General features: G+C 55.8%; 10 protein-coding genes and 4 pseudogenes. 8 read left to right on the forward strand and 6 right to left on the reverse strand.

Features of this window, described 5'->3' with window-relative positions:
* Positions 1 to 72 precede the first annotated feature (72 nt).
* Genes tssC through tssA form a run of 3 tightly spaced genes read right to left on the reverse strand, consistent with a single transcriptional unit; the run spans position 73 to position 3,157 of the window.
* Positions 73 to 1,569 carry a type VI secretion system contractile sheath large subunit gene (gene tssC / locus J2J99_RS32505; protein ID WP_168301611.1) on the reverse strand — a complete coding sequence of 499 codons (1,497 nt, stop codon included), beginning with the start codon at positions 1,567 to 1,569 and terminating at the stop codon, positions 73 to 75.
* Between the two features lie 2 nt (positions 1,570 to 1,571).
* Positions 1,572 to 2,123 (reverse strand): type VI secretion system contractile sheath small subunit, encoded by a 552-nt coding sequence (gene tssB / locus J2J99_RS32510; protein ID WP_168301612.1) that lies wholly within the window; start codon positions 2,121 to 2,123, stop codon positions 1,572 to 1,574.
* Between the two features lie 44 nt (positions 2,124 to 2,167).
* Positions 2,168 to 3,157, reverse strand: coding sequence for a type VI secretion system protein TssA (gene tssA / locus J2J99_RS32515; RefSeq protein WP_168301613.1), 990 nt, complete (start codon positions 3,155 to 3,157; stop codon positions 2,168 to 2,170).
* A gap of 247 nt (positions 3,158 to 3,404) precedes the next feature.
* On the opposite strand from tssA, the gene tssK reads away from it, so the two are divergent.
* From tssK to J2J99_RS32545, 6 genes and pseudogenes are all read left to right on the forward strand, one after another.
* Positions 3,405 to 4,766, forward strand: a complete 1,362-nt coding sequence (gene tssK / locus J2J99_RS32520) for a type VI secretion system baseplate subunit TssK (protein WP_168301614.1) — start codon at positions 3,405 to 3,407, stop codon at positions 4,764 to 4,766.
* A gap of 180 nt (positions 4,767 to 4,946) precedes the next feature.
* Entirely contained in the window at positions 4,947 to 6,038 is a 1,092-nt protein-coding gene (locus tag J2J99_RS32525) for a type VI secretion system-associated FHA domain protein (protein WP_168301615.1), read from the forward strand.
* A gap of 52 nt (positions 6,039 to 6,090) precedes the next feature.
* On the forward strand, positions 6,091 to 7,299 hold the full coding sequence (gene icmH, locus J2J99_RS32530) for a type IVB secretion system protein IcmH/DotU (RefSeq protein ID WP_281410855.1): 1,209 nt from the start codon (positions 6,091 to 6,093) through the stop codon (positions 7,297 to 7,299).
* Between the two features lie 10 nt (positions 7,300 to 7,309).
* The gene (gene tssM, locus J2J99_RS32535) at positions 7,310 to 10,894 is read left to right on the forward strand and encodes a type VI secretion system membrane subunit TssM (RefSeq protein ID WP_168301616.1); all 3,585 of its coding nucleotides are present in this window, start codon (positions 7,310 to 7,312) and stop codon (positions 10,892 to 10,894) included.
* 232 nt (positions 10,895 to 11,126) lie between these two features.
* A complete protein-coding gene (locus tag J2J99_RS32540; protein WP_168301617.1) occupies positions 11,127 to 12,668 on the forward strand; it encodes a hypothetical protein in 1,542 nt (513 codons plus the stop codon).
* Between the two features lie 45 nt (positions 12,669 to 12,713).
* A pseudogene (locus J2J99_RS32545) lies at positions 12,714 to 13,217 on the forward strand (transposase); the annotation flags it as partial.
* 484 nt (positions 13,218 to 13,701) lie between these two features.
* On the opposite strand, the pseudogene J2J99_RS32550 reads toward J2J99_RS32545, so the two are convergent.
* From J2J99_RS32550 to J2J99_RS32560, 3 genes and pseudogenes are all read right to left on the reverse strand, one after another.
* Positions 13,702 to 14,277: pseudogene (locus tag J2J99_RS32550) on the reverse strand (ATP-binding protein); the annotation flags it as partial.
* Positions 14,267 to 14,455: pseudogene (locus tag J2J99_RS32555) on the reverse strand (IS21 family transposase); the annotation flags it as partial. The pseudogenes J2J99_RS32555 and J2J99_RS32550, both read right to left, overlap by 11 nt.
* Positions 14,456 to 14,676: 221 nt before the next feature.
* Complete coding sequence (locus J2J99_RS32560) at positions 14,677 to 15,279, reverse strand: transposase (RefSeq protein ID WP_246763178.1); 603 nt, start codon at positions 15,277 to 15,279, stop codon at positions 14,677 to 14,679.
* Positions 15,280 to 15,633: 354 nt separating this feature from the next.
* Here J2J99_RS32560 and J2J99_RS34420 point away from each other — a divergent pair.
* Both J2J99_RS34420 and J2J99_RS32570 read left to right on the forward strand, forming a co-directional pair.
* Positions 15,634 to 15,942: pseudogene (locus tag J2J99_RS34420) on the forward strand (IS110 family transposase); the annotation flags it as partial.
* A gap of 690 nt (positions 15,943 to 16,632) precedes the next feature.
* Positions 16,633 to 17,634, forward strand: coding sequence for an IS30 family transposase (locus tag J2J99_RS32570; RefSeq protein ID WP_168302442.1), 1,002 nt, complete (start codon positions 16,633 to 16,635; stop codon positions 17,632 to 17,634).
* Positions 17,635 to 17,730: the final 96 nt, after the last annotated feature.

Here is a 17,730-nt window from a genome sequence, read left to right on the forward strand (position 1 = left end):
TCTATTTGCCGTTTCGGATCGGTGGCCGAAATGGTCACCGATCAGCGTCGTCTTCGGAGGCGGTGTTTAGACTCAGGCCGAGCGAGCCGACGGGAGCCGCGATACCAGCCTCAGCGAGATAGTGAGGCCCTCTAGCTGATAGTGCGGTCGCAGATAGAATATCGCGGTGTAATAGCCAGGATTATCCTGGGTTTCCTCGACCTTGACCTCAGCGGATGAGAGCGGCTGTTGCGCTTTGCTTTCTTCGCTCCCCAACTCTGGCGAGGGGTGGACAAAGCCTTGGATCCACTGATTCAGCCACTCCTCGACCTCGTAACGTTCTTTAAAGGCGCCAATCTTGTCCCGGACCATGCACTTCAGATAATGGGCGAAACGGCAGGTCGCAAAAATATAGGGTAGCCTGGCGCTAAGCTCAGCATTCGCCGAGGCGTCTTGATCGTCGTATCTGATCGGCTTATTGACCGTCTGGGCTCCGACGAATACGCCCAGCTGCGTGTTCTTGCGGTGCAACAGTGGCAAAAGGCCATTCTTAGAGAGCTCTGACTCTCGCCGATCGCTGATTGCGATCTCAGTTGGGCATTTGAGGTCGACACCACCGTCGTCGCTTGGGAAAGTATGCACCGGCAGGTCCTCAACGAGGCCGCCCGATTCGAATCCACGGATTCTGGACAGCCAGCCGTAGAGCTTGAACGATCGCGTGATGTTGACACCCATAGCATAGGACGCGTTCGTCCATAGATATTTTGCACTGTCACTACCGTCAGCGTCCTCTTCAAAGGAAAATTCATCGACGGGATTGGTCTTAGCGCCATAAGGCAGCCGCCCGAGTATACGTGGTAGAGTCAGCGCCACATACCGGGAGTCCTCACTCTCGCGAAAAGCTCGCCAAGCAGCGTGCTCAGGCGTCAGAAAGATCTTCGAGATGTCGCGCGGGTTGGCAAGTTCACGCCAAGAATCCATTTGCATAAGATGCGGCGAGGCAGCCGAGATAAACGGCGAGTGGCTTGCCGCAGCAATTTGCGCAATGCCAGTGAGCAGATCAATATCGTGAGGGCTGTGAGCAAAGTAGTAGTCCCCAATCAAGCAGCCATAGGGGTCGCCCCCTACTTGCCCGTACTCCTCTTCATAGATCTTCTTGAACAGCGGGCTCTGATCCCAGGCGATTCCCTTGAATTTTCGCAGTGTTCGAGATATATCTTTCTTCGAGATGGAAAGAACGCGAATTTTTAACGTCTCGTCAGTCTCGGTATTGAACGTGAGGTGATGCAAGCCTCGCCAAGCTGATTCCAGCGCTTGAAAATCCGGGTGATGGAGTATTTCGTTGATCTGTTTTGATAGTTTCTGATCGATCGATGCTATAATCGACTGGATTGTCTCAACAGCATCATCACTAATCAGCGGTGTATGTCGAAGTGCCTGATGAGCCAACGTCCTAATCGCATTCTCCACCGCCTCGCGGCTTTGAACGGAACGGGGCTTGAATTCGCGCTGCACAAGAACGACGAAATCATCGAGACCAACGACACCCGGGGGATGTATCTGCTCATGCACTGGGGTTGTTACGGTCATACTCACCGCTCCTTCGTATCCGGAGATGGCGGTGGCGTCTCGGGGGATTTAATGGGGTCCAGAGACTCGGAAGGTGCACTAAGGGCACCGAGCAGCGCGGGATTGTTTAGGAAGCGGACGATCAACTCTTCTGCGCCGACCTTGCCGTCCAGGTACGCCAGGAGATTAGAAAGCTCCATCCGCGCCTCCAACAGCACCCTCAGGCTTTCAACTTTCCGCGCCACGGCTGCTGGTGAGAAATCGTCCATAGATTCGAAAGTCAAGTCGACAGCGAGTTGACCTTCGTTAGTGAGACGGTTCGGTACACGCATGGCCACCCTAGGTTTTAATGACCTGAGCCGGTCATCGAAATTATCGATGTCGATCTCCATCATTTTGCGTTCGGCCACGGGCGGCAGTGGCTTGGCGGGATTGCCGGCGAGGTCGGACATGACGCCTACCACGAACGGAAGCTCCACCTTTTTTCTGGAACCATAGGTCTCCAGGTCGTATTCGATCTGGACTCGAGGGGGACGATTCCGATTGATGAATTTCTGACTGCTTGCCTTTGCCATTGTTCCATTTATCCTGATGTTAGTCGCGTTTGGAGGTTGGTACTTCATGCACCAGAGTCAGCTGCCGCACCCGCAATCGTGCGGTATTGAGCAGCTCCGTCCGGAGCGAGATCTGTGAGCAAAGCCATGAAGTCCTTGGATACAAGTCGCTTTGCCCGCTCAAGCAGGGCTGGCACGGGACTGGCTGGCTCATTCACGTGATACCATCGGCAGATCCAGTCGAGTATGCTGATAACATCGTTGCGGCCGCGGATCTCTTCCGGATTTCGTATCTGGTCGTGGGATAGCGGTGGCCGCATGATGGCGGACTGCGGCAATTGCTGGTATCTATTTACCACATCTTTTCCCTGGCGGAGAACCGAGATGAGCGGCTCAAAGCGGACAGCATCGATGACATCGACGCGCTCCTTTACACTGGCATCCAAGCGCAAAGCAGCCGCGAGACTAGCGTCGAGTTCCTCACTGAGTTGGCAGAGATGGGCTGGGTCGGTGTCGCCGAAAGCCATTTCGATAGGCGCTGAATTGATCTCGCTCGATCGAGGTCGCTGAGTCTCCATCCAGTCATGGAGGGTAAAGTTTCCAAACTGTCTGGACGCGGTGACGGGGACTTGGCAAATCTCTGCAATAAGCCTGGAGGGATCGCAGAGATTTGCCAAGGCATTAAGTCGCACAGTCTGGTCGCCGCAATCCTCTGTGTCTGGCCGCGGATGCAGCTCCGGCCAATAGAATTCGACATAGCCGGCAAGCAACTCAAATCCCTGACGGAGGCCAGGGTATCCAAATTGGCTGAGAGCGGAGCGTGTTAACATAACACCGACGCGCAAATCCTTCGTGCGGGCAGCGAGGCCCAGGCTCAACTGCCACACTTGGTGCCAGTCGGGAGCCACTCCGGCTACAACGGAATCTCCCATCTGCTGACCGGGCCTGCCCTGCGCGGCCATCTCAAGTTCAAGAAAACTCAAATCGTAGTCGAGAGCATCACCGCATGGGTTGCCGTCGCTGACCGCCTTTAATAAATGATCTATATCGAGCATAGCCAAATTCCCGTTTGCCCTTCACAGCGTCACGCTGCCCGAAGGCCCGATCAGTCTGAGGTCATGTCTGACTGTCTAGCTGATGATCGACGGCCAGTGGCATGCGAGAGGCATATGCGGTCATCGTCAAAGCGGACCGGAATTCCTTTCGTTGATGGGCAAATACCAGCTGCGCATGCGAGGGTGTTAGAAAAGCACTCTAAGCTCCCCTTCAGCTTCGATTTTTCGAACAACGTGGAGCCAGCGGATGTCTTTGGACAATAAGGTCGTTTGGTCGGAGGGATTGTTTCTCCGGCCGCAGCATTTTCAGCAAAACGATCACTACTTCGAAAAGCTGATGCGCAGTAGAACGGCCGTTTTGCATAGCTATGCCTGGGGCGTGACCCACCTCAGGCTCAACCAGGAGCTGCTTGGTTTGGGAAAGATTGTTATCGATTCAGCGCATGGAGTGCTGCCAGATGGCACTCCTTTTAGCATTCCCGACGACGCGGACCAGCCAGGCCCGTACGAGGTGCCCAGCAATGCCCGCGATTCGCTTATCTATCTCGCAGTTTCACTTTATCAGCCAGGAGCAGTGGAAACAGATGCGCGAGCAGAGATAGATGTCCCGACCCGCTTTAAGGTTGCTGTTCAGGACATTGTCGACACAAATGCCGGCGAACGCAGCAACGCTTCCATCGAAGTGGCGAGGCTACATTTTCAGCTCTTACCGGACACTGCAGATCGCGCTGGATTCACCTGTCTTCCTATAGCGCGCGTAATAGAGGTTCGAGCCGACCGGCAGATCGTTCTCGACGAGGATTACATCTCGCCAACTCCTGACTGTGGCAGTTCCCGTGTTCTCTCTAATTACATGATCGAAATAAGCGGCTTGCTTCACCATCGGGGTGAGGCGCTGGCTGCGCGGGTTTCGCAATCGGGCGGGGGCGGGGTGGCGGAGATCGCTGATTTCCTTCTTCTTCAGGCAATCAATCGTTACGAGCCGTACTTCCACCACCTTTCCAAAGCGGCAGGCGTGAATCCAGTGAGACTTTATGGCCTCATGGTCCAATTGGCCGGTGAACTGGCGACATTTTCTCGAACCGAGAAGCGTCCTCCAACTTTCGTCAACTACAGGCACGACGCTTTGTCGCACACTTTTGTGCCAGTGATCCGGTCGATTCGATCCTCGCTGAGCACAGTGCTAGAGCAGACGGCGATATCGTTGCCGTTGCAGCAGCATAAGTATGGTGTCCATGTCGCGGAGGTGCAAGACCGCTCGCTGCTCACAACGGCGAGCTTCGTGCTAGCCGTGCGTGCCGACGTAGAGACCGAACGGCTGCAACGCGAGTTCCCCACTCAAATTAAGATTGGTCCGGCTGAGAAGATCAAAGAGCTAGTCAACGTCGCGCTGCAGGGGATTGTCATCAATCCTCTGCCGGTCGCCCCACGGCAGATCCCTTTCCAGGTCGGCGTCACCTACTTTGAGATCGACCAGCACAGCCGGCTTTGGAAGGACATGCCTCACTCCGCGGGCTTGGCGCTGCATGTGGCGGGTGATTTCCCGAATCTCCAAATGGCTCTCTGGGCCATCCGCGGTCATAGCGACCGTTCGACTAGCTCAGGCTAAAATACTCGCGACGAAGACGAAAGCCAATTCATCGGTGAACTGCAGGCATAATCCAGGCGATTGGATCGGGCGATAGAATATCGAAAGTCTATTCGAGGATCGTGGTCTTATTCTGTCTAACGACCACCATGACCATGTCAAAGCACCGCTGCGCGATCGAGCGAGCGGATAGGATTCGCAATGATCAAGCCCAACGACAACAGCGTATTTCTGAACGGCCAGGCGAAACCGCTGCCGTCGGAGGTGTCAACTACCTTGAGTGGCAGTGATGTCACTCGAACCGGCTGCTACACGATCAATATCGACGCTTTTTCAAGAGAGCATGTTAGCGAGCCCTGTTGGCACATTGGAGGCTCCCTTGATGAGTCGAGGTTGGTGGACGTCGTCGAAGTGGCTTCTGAGCTGTCTGTTTGCAGGGTTACGCGACTCGGGGAGCTGCTCGATCGAGACTGTAATCTTCCGCCGTTTTTGGATGTAAAACAATGCCAATCGCTAGCCAGCGTAGATATCCGGCAGGCGGACATTCTCTCAGATCATATCCCGGACCATGCGTGTGTCTTCGTTCACCCGAGGCAATCGGTTGAGACCATTCCAGACGATTGGGATCTCGCGACAGAACTAAGGATAACACAGGCGGTTGGGAAGGTCGGTTGTGGCGACGAAAAACATGTGGCCGTAGCGGCCTTACCTGCCGCCTGTGGTCTATCTTCAGCAGCTATTGAACAAGGCGATGTTTTAGCCGTTACGGACCGTGCGGAGCTGACGCTACTGAATTCCGCCGCCGGTCTCGGCACCACGTTCTCGCCATGCGAAGCCGCCGCCGGGTGCACGGTGACCAAGCAGCCCGTTGGAGGCCGCCTAGAAGTCATGGCGGGCGCCAGGAAGGCGTTGCAGGCGGCTCTGTGCTCCGACGCTTCGCCACTCCTTCAAGGGGACATCGGCGTCGAGCCAGCCTTAGCTGACATCAATGCGCATGAGGCTTTCATGCTTACCTCACTGCTGAAACCTCTACTGAGCGTCCGCGAACGACTCTGCCCGGCAGCGATCGAGGCGTCGGTTGTGCGGACCAGTTGGCTCTGGAGTGGCAGGGGGAAGGCCAGACTTTGGGATGAGTACTGTCGTGTCTTCAATGATGTCGTCTCGGACATCGAGAGTGACATCCTTCGGAGCTTTGCCGCCGACGTTGGATCGTCGCCCCGCGTGGGCACGCCAACCCAGAAAGAACCACCGGTTGCGGTGAAGGTTCAAAGGGATCACAGCCGTGTTGACTGAAGAAACCGTATCAAGTCCCCCCGAGTCTGCCGCCGCCCCTGAGCCCTCGGCCTTGACGTCGCCAGCGATAGACCAACAGTTCTGGGAATCGCTAACGCTCCACAGGCTCAATCCACTTGTCGCGGCCGCTGCAGCGCTGCTGAGCCTTTGTGCTCAACTCAAGAGCAATACGGAACATAAGAATGTCGAGGAGCTTCGGCTGCAGGTCTTGCGAGAGATTGATGTGTTCGATCGCCGGATAGTACAGCTTAGACTACCGGCAGGGGCGATCAAGATTAGCAAATATGCTCTCTGCGCTACTATTGACGACATCGTTCTGAATACCGCGTGGGGTAACCAGAGCATATGGACAACGCGGAGTATGGTCGGGACGTTGTTCGGCGAGACCTGGGGCGGGGACCGATTCTTCGACCTTCTGGAGCGCTTAAAAAGGGGCCCGGCAATCAATATCGAATTGCTGGAGTTGCTCTACTACTGCATGCGGATTGGCTTCGAAGGCCGCTTCCGGGTGGCTGCTAGAGGTGCGTCCGAACTCAGCCTGCTGTGCGAGGATGCGTACCGCCTGATCCGAGCAGCGCGGGGTGACTTCGAGGGTGACATATCCCCGCGCCGGAAAGAACGCGCAGACGCGCGTAGACCGCTTCGCCGATTCGTTCCCACGTGGGCCATCGCCGCATTCGGCGTAACCTCCGTCCTATCGCTTTATGGGGGGCTCCAGTACATATTCGCCAACCGTTCTGATGTGGTCCTCGCGGAGCTCGCCGCTCTGCCACCGAGCGGTGCAGTAAGGATGGTGAGGGCCACCACAAAAGCCACAGGTGCTACTGACAGCAATAGACTACGTCATTTTCTAGAGACTGAGATCCGCGATGGGTCCGTCACTGTCACCGAGGATGCGCAACAGATTTTAGTTACCATCCGCGGCTCCGGGATGTTCGACCCGGCAAGTTCGATCGTGAATGTATCATTCGTGCCGCTTTTTCTGCGGATTGGTCGAGCACTGAACGAGCAGCCGGGGCCAGTTATTTTAACCGGACACACCGATTCGGTGCCAATCCAATCTCTTGTCTATCCTTCCAACAAAGATCTCTCTCTGGCGCGTGCCAAAGCAGCGGGTGAGACGATCAAATCAACAATGAGAGAACCCGGGCAGGTGAGAGAACAGGGCAGGGGCAGCGGTGAACCGATCGCTTCCAATGCGACGCGAGAAGGGCGCGCCAAGAACCGGCGGATCGAAATCATAATCCGAAAGTCAAATTGAGAATTAGATCATGCAGTCAATAAACAAAGCGCTTCAGTCAAAATGGCTTCATATCGGACTAGTTGGTCTCGTAATTGCAGGAATCTTTCTGTTTGGACGGAACCTCTCATTTGGTGGCATCGGCCCATTTGACACCCTCAGCGAGCAGCTCCTGGCGTCAACGTTGATTCCCATCGCGTATGTCGTGATCTATATGATCCAAGGCAACTTCGAAGACTTTTTCCTTGACCGAGTGTCCGGTATGCTGGACGGCCATGGGGTAAAACAAAAGGAGGACGGCGCGGGATCTTCTTCTTCCAACTCGGGGAAAACGCCCGCCAACGCCGCTACGAGAGCAGAGTTGGAGACGATGTCAGCTCGTTTCCGTGAAGCCCGTACCACGCTCAAGGGTCTCCGTCGTGACGGCGTCCTCGACAGGCGGTGGCTCTATAAATTTCCATGGTACGCAATTATCGGTGCGCCCCGGTCTGGAAAAACCACCGCGATTGCTAATTCGGGCCTCGGTTTCCCTCTGGCACAAAGACTCAGCCGGAAATCCGCGAGCAAGGTCAAAGAAGCGCGAAATTGTGATTGGTGGTTCACCGACCATGCCGTGCTCATCGATACTCCGGGACACTACATAGTCCACGAGCCCAATCCTGACCAGAGCAAAGAGGTCTGGCATGGCTTCCTTCGACTGCTCAGCCGCACACGCCGCCGACAGCCACTGAACGGGGTGTTGGTATCAATCGCGATCAACGAGCTGAGTTCGTTATCCGAGGACGAGTTCCTCCATCATGCCGGATGTATCCGACAACGGATTCTTGAGCTTTACAGAGAACTCGGAGTGCGACTGCCGATCTATGTGCTACTCACCAAGAGCGACCTGATTGCTGGATTTAACGAATTCTTTGACGACCTCGGAGGCGAGGGGCGTGAAGCCGCTTGGGGATTCACCCTCGCTCAGGTGCCATCGGAGAGGGAAAGCAATCCGATGGAAAGTTACGCAACGGAATATGATGCACTCGTTGGGCGTCTCAACGACAGGCTGCTCGAACGGATACACCAAGAGAGCGATATTCAACGTCGCGCACTTGTGTTCCGATTCCCACAGCAGGTCGCAAGTCTGAAGCATCCGTCACAAAACTTTCTGGAGGAAGTCTTCGCTCCCAATTCGTTCGAGGATCCGATCATGCTCCGGGGCGTCTACTTCGTGAGCGGGACGCAGGTGGGCACGCCGATTGACCGCGTCGTGACGGCGACCTCGCGGACTTTCGGTATCACTGAGCCGGCCAGACCTATTTCGCCGGACCAGAAGCGTAGTTATTTTATTGCTCGTTTGCTTCGAGAACGAGTTATCGCCGACGTTGGGCTTGTCGAGACCCACCCCCATGCCGAACGGCGTCAGCGTTGGCGTCGATATTGCCTCTGCGCGATGATCAGCGCACTTGTGGTCGTTGTGTCCGTCTTCTCGATCGTCAGCCTCGCCCGCGAAGTCCATATGATCGAAAGGGTTCGTCAACCGCTGAGTAGCTATGCCCAGGAGGCGGAGAAGCTCAGGATCGACGTGGTGGACAATAGCGATCTTCGACGGGTCTTGCCGCTGATCAAGCGACTGCGCGACATGAGGACCGACTATGATGAAGGCATCAGATCGAGCCATCCCCTCCAAAGAATTGAGTTTGACAAGAGCAAAGAGATCCGCATTCAAACCCGTGCGGCCTACGGTCGTGGTCTTGAAACGATCTTGCTGCCGCGTCTGATTTTGCGACTGGAAACACTACTGGCGGAACGACAGGATGATCCTCCTTTCCTTTATCAAGCGCTGAAAATATATTTGATGCTTGGGGGACAAGGTCCTTTTGAGCCCAAGGCCGTCAAAGACTGGATGACCCTAGACTGGCAAGTGCAGTTTCCAACTGAGGCCGATGCCAGCCTTCGCCACGCGTTGGCCGAACACCTAGATGCTCTTTGTGAGAACCCTCGGTTAAATATTGGTCTCGACAGCCATTTAATTGAAAAGACCCGCGCGAAGCTCAGGACCATCTCACTATCCCGCCGAGTCCTCAACATCATCACAACCACTCCTCAGGCCATCCAATTACCAACATGGCGTCTATCCGACCACGCTGGACCGACGGCGGAGGACGTCCTGATCCGCAAATCAGGACAACCGCTCAACACTGGGGTCGCAGGCATTTACACCCGAGCCGGGTTCTATGGCCCTGTCCTGCAACTTTTGCCACGGATAGCAGATGCGGTTGTTGCAGAAGGTTGGGTGCTCGGTGATCAGGTGATCACTCCGGGCGATAAAGCGAGTCAGAAGCTGCAAGAGGCGGCTTTGGATCTCTACTTTCAGGATTTTGCGTTTTATTGGGATCAACTCATTAACGACATCTCCATCCGTTCGATCGCAAGTGTTGACGACATGCTGCGAACGTTGAATGCCCTTTCCGCGCCGACGTCGCCTATGCGTTTGTTCCTCGCCGCAGCGGCACGCGAGACCAAGCTCGGCGAACCACCGGCACCCGAAACGCCGACTAAAGGTAACAGCACTGCCCAGGGGGAGCCTTGGCGAAGCGACCTCCAGGCACTCTTCCATCCGAGGATTGTCTCCCGCGATCCAGAAAGCCAACCCCGGCTCTATACCGATGAGCATTTCCACTGGTTGCACCAGCTTGTCGATGTGGCGCCAAACAGCCCGGCGGGCGCCCAAGCGCCGATCGACAGCGCAATCCGCGACCTTAGCACTCTCTATCAGTCGCTCAGCGATGTGCAGAGCCCGGCGCTTGAGAAGGGTGATCAAACCACTGTCGCCATCCGCAAAATTGAAGCCGGAGCAGCCAATTTGCCGCCACCCATCCAGCAGTGGGTTGGTGGCGTGGGCCACCTAAGCTCGAAACTCTCGATCGGCGACACAAAACGCCGTCTCGCGAAGATGTGGACGGTTGGTGCTGGTGATTTGTGTCGACGCGCGACCGCGGGACGGTACCCCTTCGCACGCGGATCCCGTCGCGATATTCCTTTGGGAGATTTCGCTCGGCTGTTTCGCCGACATGGCATAATAGACGCATTTTTCTCAGAGCACTTGGCGAGCATTGTTGATCGTTCCGAGGGGTCGTGGAAGTTTCAGTCGACGGGAAATGCCGATATACAAATTAACCGAGATGCCTTGGCGCAGTTCAAACGAGCGGCTGCAATTGGGGACTCCATGTTCAAGGATGGCGGCAATCAGCCGTCCTTTGACTTCCTGCTAACTGTCGCTGACACCGATCCGTGGACCGACGAGGTGGGGGTCGAGATCGACGGCCAGCAACTCACGCAGCGCCGAGGAGCATACAAACCTGTGCGTTTCCACTGGCCCACGGATGGTGGCGTCGGTGGCGCTTCAGTTACTTTCGACGCCTTCGACCGTACGGCGCTTTCTGAGGTGGGGCCCTGGGCGTTGCTCCGGCTATTGGATAAGGGGAAAACGCTTCCCCAAGCAGACTCCGACCGCATTTACGTGCGGATGGAGGCTGGCCGCCGATGGGCGACATTCATCCTGCAATCCGACAACCTGATCAACCCGCTATCTCGCAGCCTCTTATCGCAATTCCGATGTCCACAACTCTAACGGAAAACTGCCATTGATCCGAGTGAGGCTGCAGTCGGAAGTTGCCAAAGATCAATGCCGGTGGACGGGATAGGCTTACCATCGGGTCGCGGAGAAACCCGATAGGGGCTTCCACTTGCCTGAGGGGCGATCTCTTTGATCGACGTCGTCGCTGGCTCGGGCTAGGGAAAGGCCACACTACGTCCATCTTTCAGCGAAATTGAAACTACGCCAACCAAAATGGAGACATACAATGAGCCAAGTACACAGTTCGCAAATGGCCCAGCGCTTCTTGTCCGTGATCAGGAGCACTCAAGCCAAAGAAGGACTCGAATTCTGCTTTGCTGTTGGCACCATCGTCATCGCCGGCGATAAGAAGCCAGTGGTTTTGGTGCGGAAAAAAGGCCTGACGAGCCTGCGGAGAGCATTGGAGGATATGCATTATAAAACTGTCAAAGGTGTTCAAGAGCCCGATGACTTTAAATTTCTGAGGTCCGGCACAGGGAGAATGAACAAAGAGGGCATCATTGTCGTACGGCTTGCCAAAGGAGGTATGGCCAAATTTATGGCGGTTAAGACAAATATGAGGCGTTATTTCAAAGACCTGAGAGTAAGCCTTCCGGATCTACAGGAAGCTGAACTCCTGAATGAAGAAGACCTCAATCGATTTGAGATAGCGGCTCAGGCGAACGCCGATGAGCTGCCGTCAGACAATCAGGAGGTCGCCGAAGCGAACCCCGAGGAAGGTGCTGAAGAAGCTTTGCCGGAAGGGCTGAAGGAAGTCGTTGCCATTTCGGCAGAGGCAATAGCAAGCCACTCCATTCGTATCAGTCGGCAAACGGGGTCATTGCAAACCGCTGAGCTCGGCCCCTTGACAAATAAAATCGATGATTGGCTCAAGGCTATGTTGGCCGCCACGCCGTTGGAAGAGCAGGAGGATGCCTTACACAATTTCACCTGCCGGCTGCTATTGATGCTGGCCTACGACGACCATCGGAGAAATCTTCAGTATGTGGACGAGGCGCCCGATGGCGACGCGGTGAAGACGGATGGTTCCGGCGATGGCGTTGAGCGCGAGGCGTTCATGATAGGTGGGGTTGACTTGGACCACGTTGGGAGACACCCCGTTGAGAAAGGAGAGGTTGTGGAAACCCTATTCCGAATGACCAAGGCCGCTGCTCAAGCGCGACGGCTTCCCTATCATTTGGAAAACTCGAACTCCGACAGAATCACCATGATGGTCTCATCACAATGGCCAAGCCAGTCAGCTGGCAGGCGTGAGGTTTTCGAGCGCCTTATGGCCGTGGTAGAGCAGCGCCTCGGCAACGATGATCAGTTGATTGCCCTGCTTGGCCTCAGCAAGAGCGACAAGCTTGAAGATTTCGACGCAATCGTTCGGACCATTGAAAATAAATGGCGAGCAGACCTCGATGCAGCACTCGTGCATTGGGAGGAGACGAAGAGCAAGATCGAGACGTACAATGAGCAAGCCCGCGGTGGAACCTGGGAGCCTGTCGTTGAGCTTTTTCAGGAGATCAAGGATGTGGTTTCGGACGAATTTGCTGACCTCGTTGAGCAAGGAGGCGGAGTAAATTTTGACGTGATCGAGCGCGCCGAAGCAGTCTTCGAAGCACTCCTCCAACACCTCGACGAAAACGATGTCGTCCAGATGCTGGACAACCCTCCGACGGTCTTTGGTCCAAACTCGATCGGGAAGACGCTGCGGGAAGGACTCTCCACTGTCGGCGGTGAACTGAACCGCGTCAGAACCTTCCTCGTTGCAGCCAATGCATAATCGAAGGGGTGAAATGGGGCGTTGGTGCACGAAACGTTTAGCGTTCTGAGCCAGGCAGAAGGCTTGTTGGAATCGGTGCTGCAATTGATGGGCTTAGCGCTTGCCGTTCCCGATCACACCACGCTGAGCCGTCGGGCGCGCGCATGGCGATCTGCCGGGAAGCGGCCCGGAAATCAGGTTCCACCTGCCGGACCGTTAAATGTTCTGGTGGACAGCACCGGCCTGCAGGTTTACGGCGCGGGCCAGTGGCTGGAGGAGAAGCATGGAGCCAGATCCCGCCGAGGTTGGCAAAAGCTGCATCTGGCACTGGATGCCGATAGCGGCGAGATCGTTGCCCATACCCTGACGGATCAGGATGCTGGCGATGTCTCTCAAGTTGCGCCACTCCTCGACCAGATTGGCGGTCTGATCGGACAGTTCACAGCCGACGGTGCCTGTGATGGAAAACCTACATACGACGCAGTCATCGATCATAGCGCGGCGGCTATCGTCATTCCGCCTCGCGGCAACGCGGTCGAGCCAAGCGACGATAGAAGCGCAAGCAGGGATACATCCGTGGACGTCGCAGTGGATACTGCTGCAGCCGTCGCCTCCGGCGACCGGTGCACAGTGTGACTAAAATACTTGGAGAAGCAGAAGTGTTCTTTGATACCCATTGGATTACCGGAGTCATGGTCGGCATCGAGATTATAGAGGATCCCGATTATATTCAAGTTATTGTTGATTTAGGAATTCTTCGCATAGCTATTACTAAGGAGCGGTAGTGTCTCTACGGCACTGAATCGCGCTCGCTAGTCTACCGGCTATCATCGCAAGCATGCGATCCGGGTGCTCCGCCGTCGAGCGACCGGTTCCTCACCCACTAGATGCTGTAATGGGCCGACGCTTCCGAGAATGTAGCCAGATTGGTGGCTGTCCCTCAGAATGACGATGTTGAGACGGGGTCCGAGCTGGTCGGCCCCAAACATCAAGCGAGGAACAGCCATGGAGTACTTTGCCGGAATTGATGTTTCTTTGGAAGCGAGCAGCGTGTCTTGCTCAACAGGTGGAAGAGCAGCGCTCGGCCTGAGACACTGAACGGAAGGTAGCCCAATTCGTCCAGGATCAGTAGGTCGAGGCGGACCAGCGTTTCGGCAATCTGACCTGCCTTGCCTTTAGCCTTCTCCTGTTCGAGAGCGTTGACCAATTCGATCGTCGAGAAGAAGCGGACTTTTCGGCGGTGATGCTCGATGGCCTGGATGCCGAGGGCTGTCGCGACATGTGTCTTTGCTGTTCCCGGCCCACCGACGAGCACGATATTCTGCGCTCCGTCCATGAACTCGCACCGGTGCAATTGGCGCACCGTCGCTTCGTTGATTTCGCTGGCGGCGAAGTCGTATCCGGAGATGTCTTTGTAGGCCGGGAAGCGAGCCGCCTTCATGTGGTAGGCGATCGAGCGAACCTCGCACTCGGCCATCTCGGCTTTCAGCAGTTGGGATAGGATGGGTACGGCCGCATCAAAGGCTGGAGCACCTTGCTCGATCAGGTCCGTGACCGCTTGGGCCATGCCATACATCTTCAGGCTACGCAGCATGATGACGACGGCGGCGCTGGCAGGATCATGACGCATTGCGGCCTCCTGCTATCCGGACGCGCAGGCCATCATAGCGCTCTACGTTTGCCTTGGGTTCACGCAGCAAGGTCAGCGCATGTGGCGTGTCGATGTCGGGACCGTCGGTGGTCTTGCCGTCGATCAGGCGGTGCAGAAGATTCAGCACATGCGTCTTGGTCGCCACGCCCGCATCCAGGGGGACGTGTTGCAGGGATCAGATTCTGTGCGAGATAATCCCACCCATGGGATTTTTCATACAACACGCCGGAATTCTGGACGACCAAGTTCAGTCATCCGGTTGAGAACGTGGATGCCGATCTTGGCTTCTGTTCTGATTGTCGAAATTCCTCGCTTTGAGTTTTGGCCCAATGACCGGTCTTCCATCTACCCATCTGGGTCTCCACCCGGCTGCGCTGGTTATAGCCGGTGGATTTCTGCCAAGGCCATCCGGCCCTTGTTTTCGCGATTTCGGCGATATGGCGGTCCCGTACCGTTGGATTGAACGGCCGATTGCGGACTTTCAACGGCCGATTGCGGACTTTCAACGGCCGATTGCGGACTTTCAACTGCTGTCTTGGGAGGCGGGATAATGATCTCCACGATCTCGCCGAAGCGCGTCTCCAGAAGATCACGGGTCGGCGCTCCGTCATAGGCGCCATCACCGATAAACTTGGCAACTGGGCCATCAATCTGATCCAGAAGACCTGGCAAAGCGGTCGGATCGCCAACATCATCCGTGGTTAGATCCGCGCAGACAATCTCACCGCTAGCAAGATCAAGGCCAATGTGAAGCTTGCGCCATCTTTTACGTTTCACCTTGATTGTGTGCTTGTTTTCCAGCCACTCGCCCTCACCGAAGACTTTTAACCCCGTGCTATCGACCACCAGATAAACAGGACCGGACGCTCTGGCTCCGGACTTTGTCGACGGCAACGCCAGCCCTTTGCTCCGGCGCGACAGGGTGGAGAAGTCAGGCACGGCAATATCGAACTCCATCAGCGCCGCAACGCAGGCTTTCATTATAGGCCGCCCAATTCGTCACCTTAAACTTCTGCTTGGCTATCTTGTCCCGTCGGTCTGAACTTATGCGACATCATCAAAACCCCGATCAGGAGACTGAAAACCAAAGCCCAATATCAGTCGCCGGGTGATCCGCGCAACAACGCCGTCGCTGCAATGCATATGCTTGAGAAGAAAGTGTGGGCGTAGCAATCATATCACGGTTTGCTCTCGAAGGAATACAGGCGGCGATCTTGCGCTCCGCCAGATCCTATGAGGAAGGTGGATGGCGACCTGCACTGTGGCAAAGTGACGTTGCTTAAACACCCTACCTCGGAGGCAAGCATGCCCGTTGCAGCTCACCGATCTTAAGCGCTGACCGCTATCCGTACCGATCTTCGCGCAATTTTCAACTCATCGGAATTGGGTCGCCCGAAATGGCTAATCACCTCTGTCGCCGGGTGGGGGCGACAAGACGTCAAAGCTGCGGTGGCGGCCGGTGATGTCGCAGGCATGCTGGACTGGTTTGCCGAGCTCAAGAGAAAGGCTAAGGCGCGGAGCGGGCGATGCTTTCTCATCATCGTGATCCAGGAGGCCGGGGTTCGACGGCTTCTGGATTCATCGCGCGGACTGCAGGCCGAAGAGATCGAAAGCTACGTCGTCGATCCGGCGTCGATTGCGACAGGAGACGATGAGGCATGAAGGTCCTCCTGACGCTCGGTCTATCAGTGTAGCTTATCCTATGTCATGGAGCAGGATGATCCGGCAAAGATCGGCAATCCTCTCGTCAGTTTGACTTGTGTCAAAGACCACAAGCATACGAGCCGTTAGTAGTTGGCTGGTCGAGGACGTGCCAGCCGTGTCTCTCCTCGGCAGCTCCTGCGGGCCACGCCCTCTGTCCAGGGCGTGGCCTTTTCCTTTTCGTGAAGATTGCTTTCCCACGAGATTGCCTTTTGGCATTTCTTGATCTGCATCAATAACGGATGCGCGGCAGATGGGACAAGGACGGGTGAAATCGGATAGGTCCTATGAACCTCTACACTGCACCTGATCGCGATAACATCGCGGCTCAATGTCGAGCCGGTCAATGCCCGTCGCAACCGGCAGAGCCGCTCTGCATCGACCAGCGACGGTGTCATGGACAAGCTAGGAAAGCCTCGCGGCCTGATTGCCTACGCCACGGTGGCGAATACTCGAGCAACATGTCGCTTGCCACGTAGGGTGGAGGAAGGTGTAGATAAGCAACTGATAAGGCTCGTAAACGTCCTAGTTCCATAATTGTGTTTATGCCACTTTTGCATGTAAGGGGGGTACATTCTATTTCCAAGTGCGACATGCCAATGATTTCAATGGCTTCACTTTGGAGATTTTGGCATGTCCCGATGCTATACGCAGCTTGCCCTCGCCGATCGCCGACGCCTGCATCACTTGGTGGCGGCGAAAGTTCCGGTCAACGAGATGGCCCGTCAGCTTGGCCGTCACCGCTCGACGATTTACCGCGAGATCAAGCGCAACACGTTTCGCGATCGTGACCTTCCGGACTACGACGGCTACTACAGCACGGTTGCGAACGACATTGCGCAGGACCGACGTCGCCGGCTGAAAAAGCTGCGGCGTCACCCGAATTTGCGAACACAGATCATCAACCTGTTGGAGGCTCGCTGGTCTCCGGAACAGATTGCCGGACGCCTGCTGTCGGACGGCCTCAGTCGTGTTCGCGTTTGCAAGGAGACAATCTATCGCTTTATCTACAGCAAGGAAGATTATGGGCTTGGTCTCTATCAGTATCTACCGGAAGCGCGCCGCAAACGTCGTCCACTCCGCTCCAGGAAGCCGCGCGACGGTGTTTTTCCAGCCACGCACCGCATATCCCAACGTCCTGATTCTATTGGAGATAGATCGCAGTTTGGGCATTGGGAGGGCGACCTCCTCATCTTCGAACGTCCACTCGGCCATGCCAATGTCACCTCCCTCGTCGAGCGCAAGAGCCGCTATACCGTTCTCATCAAGAATCCGAGCCGGCACTCGCGCCCGATCATGGACAAGATCATCAGAGCGTTTTCGCCTTTACCGGCCTTCGCGCGTCAAAGCTTCACCTTTGATCGCGGTACCGAGTTTGCCGGATTCAGGGCTTTGGAAGAAGGGATCGGTGCGCGTAGTTGGTTTTGCGACCCAAGTGCGCCTTGGCAAAAAGGAACCGTCGAGAACACCAACAAGCGCATTCGACGTTTCCTGCCAGGCACGACAGACTTGGCAGTTGTGTCGCAACACGACCTTCTCAACCTGACGCGCCATATCAACGATCAGCCGCGCAAATGCCTCGGATACAGGACACCGACCGAGGTATTTATGGCGCATTTGCGCGAAGATGGGTGATCCCCTATCCTGCAAAACAGGCATGATGCACTTGGGTTAGCTTCTCCAGGGGGGCTATTTAGTAATGCGACAGTTGGGCCAGTTAGAGATGCGACA

It is taken from the genome of Rhizobium binae (assembly GCF_017357225.1).
Lineage (GTDB): Bacteria > Pseudomonadota > Alphaproteobacteria > Rhizobiales > Rhizobiaceae > Rhizobium > Rhizobium binae.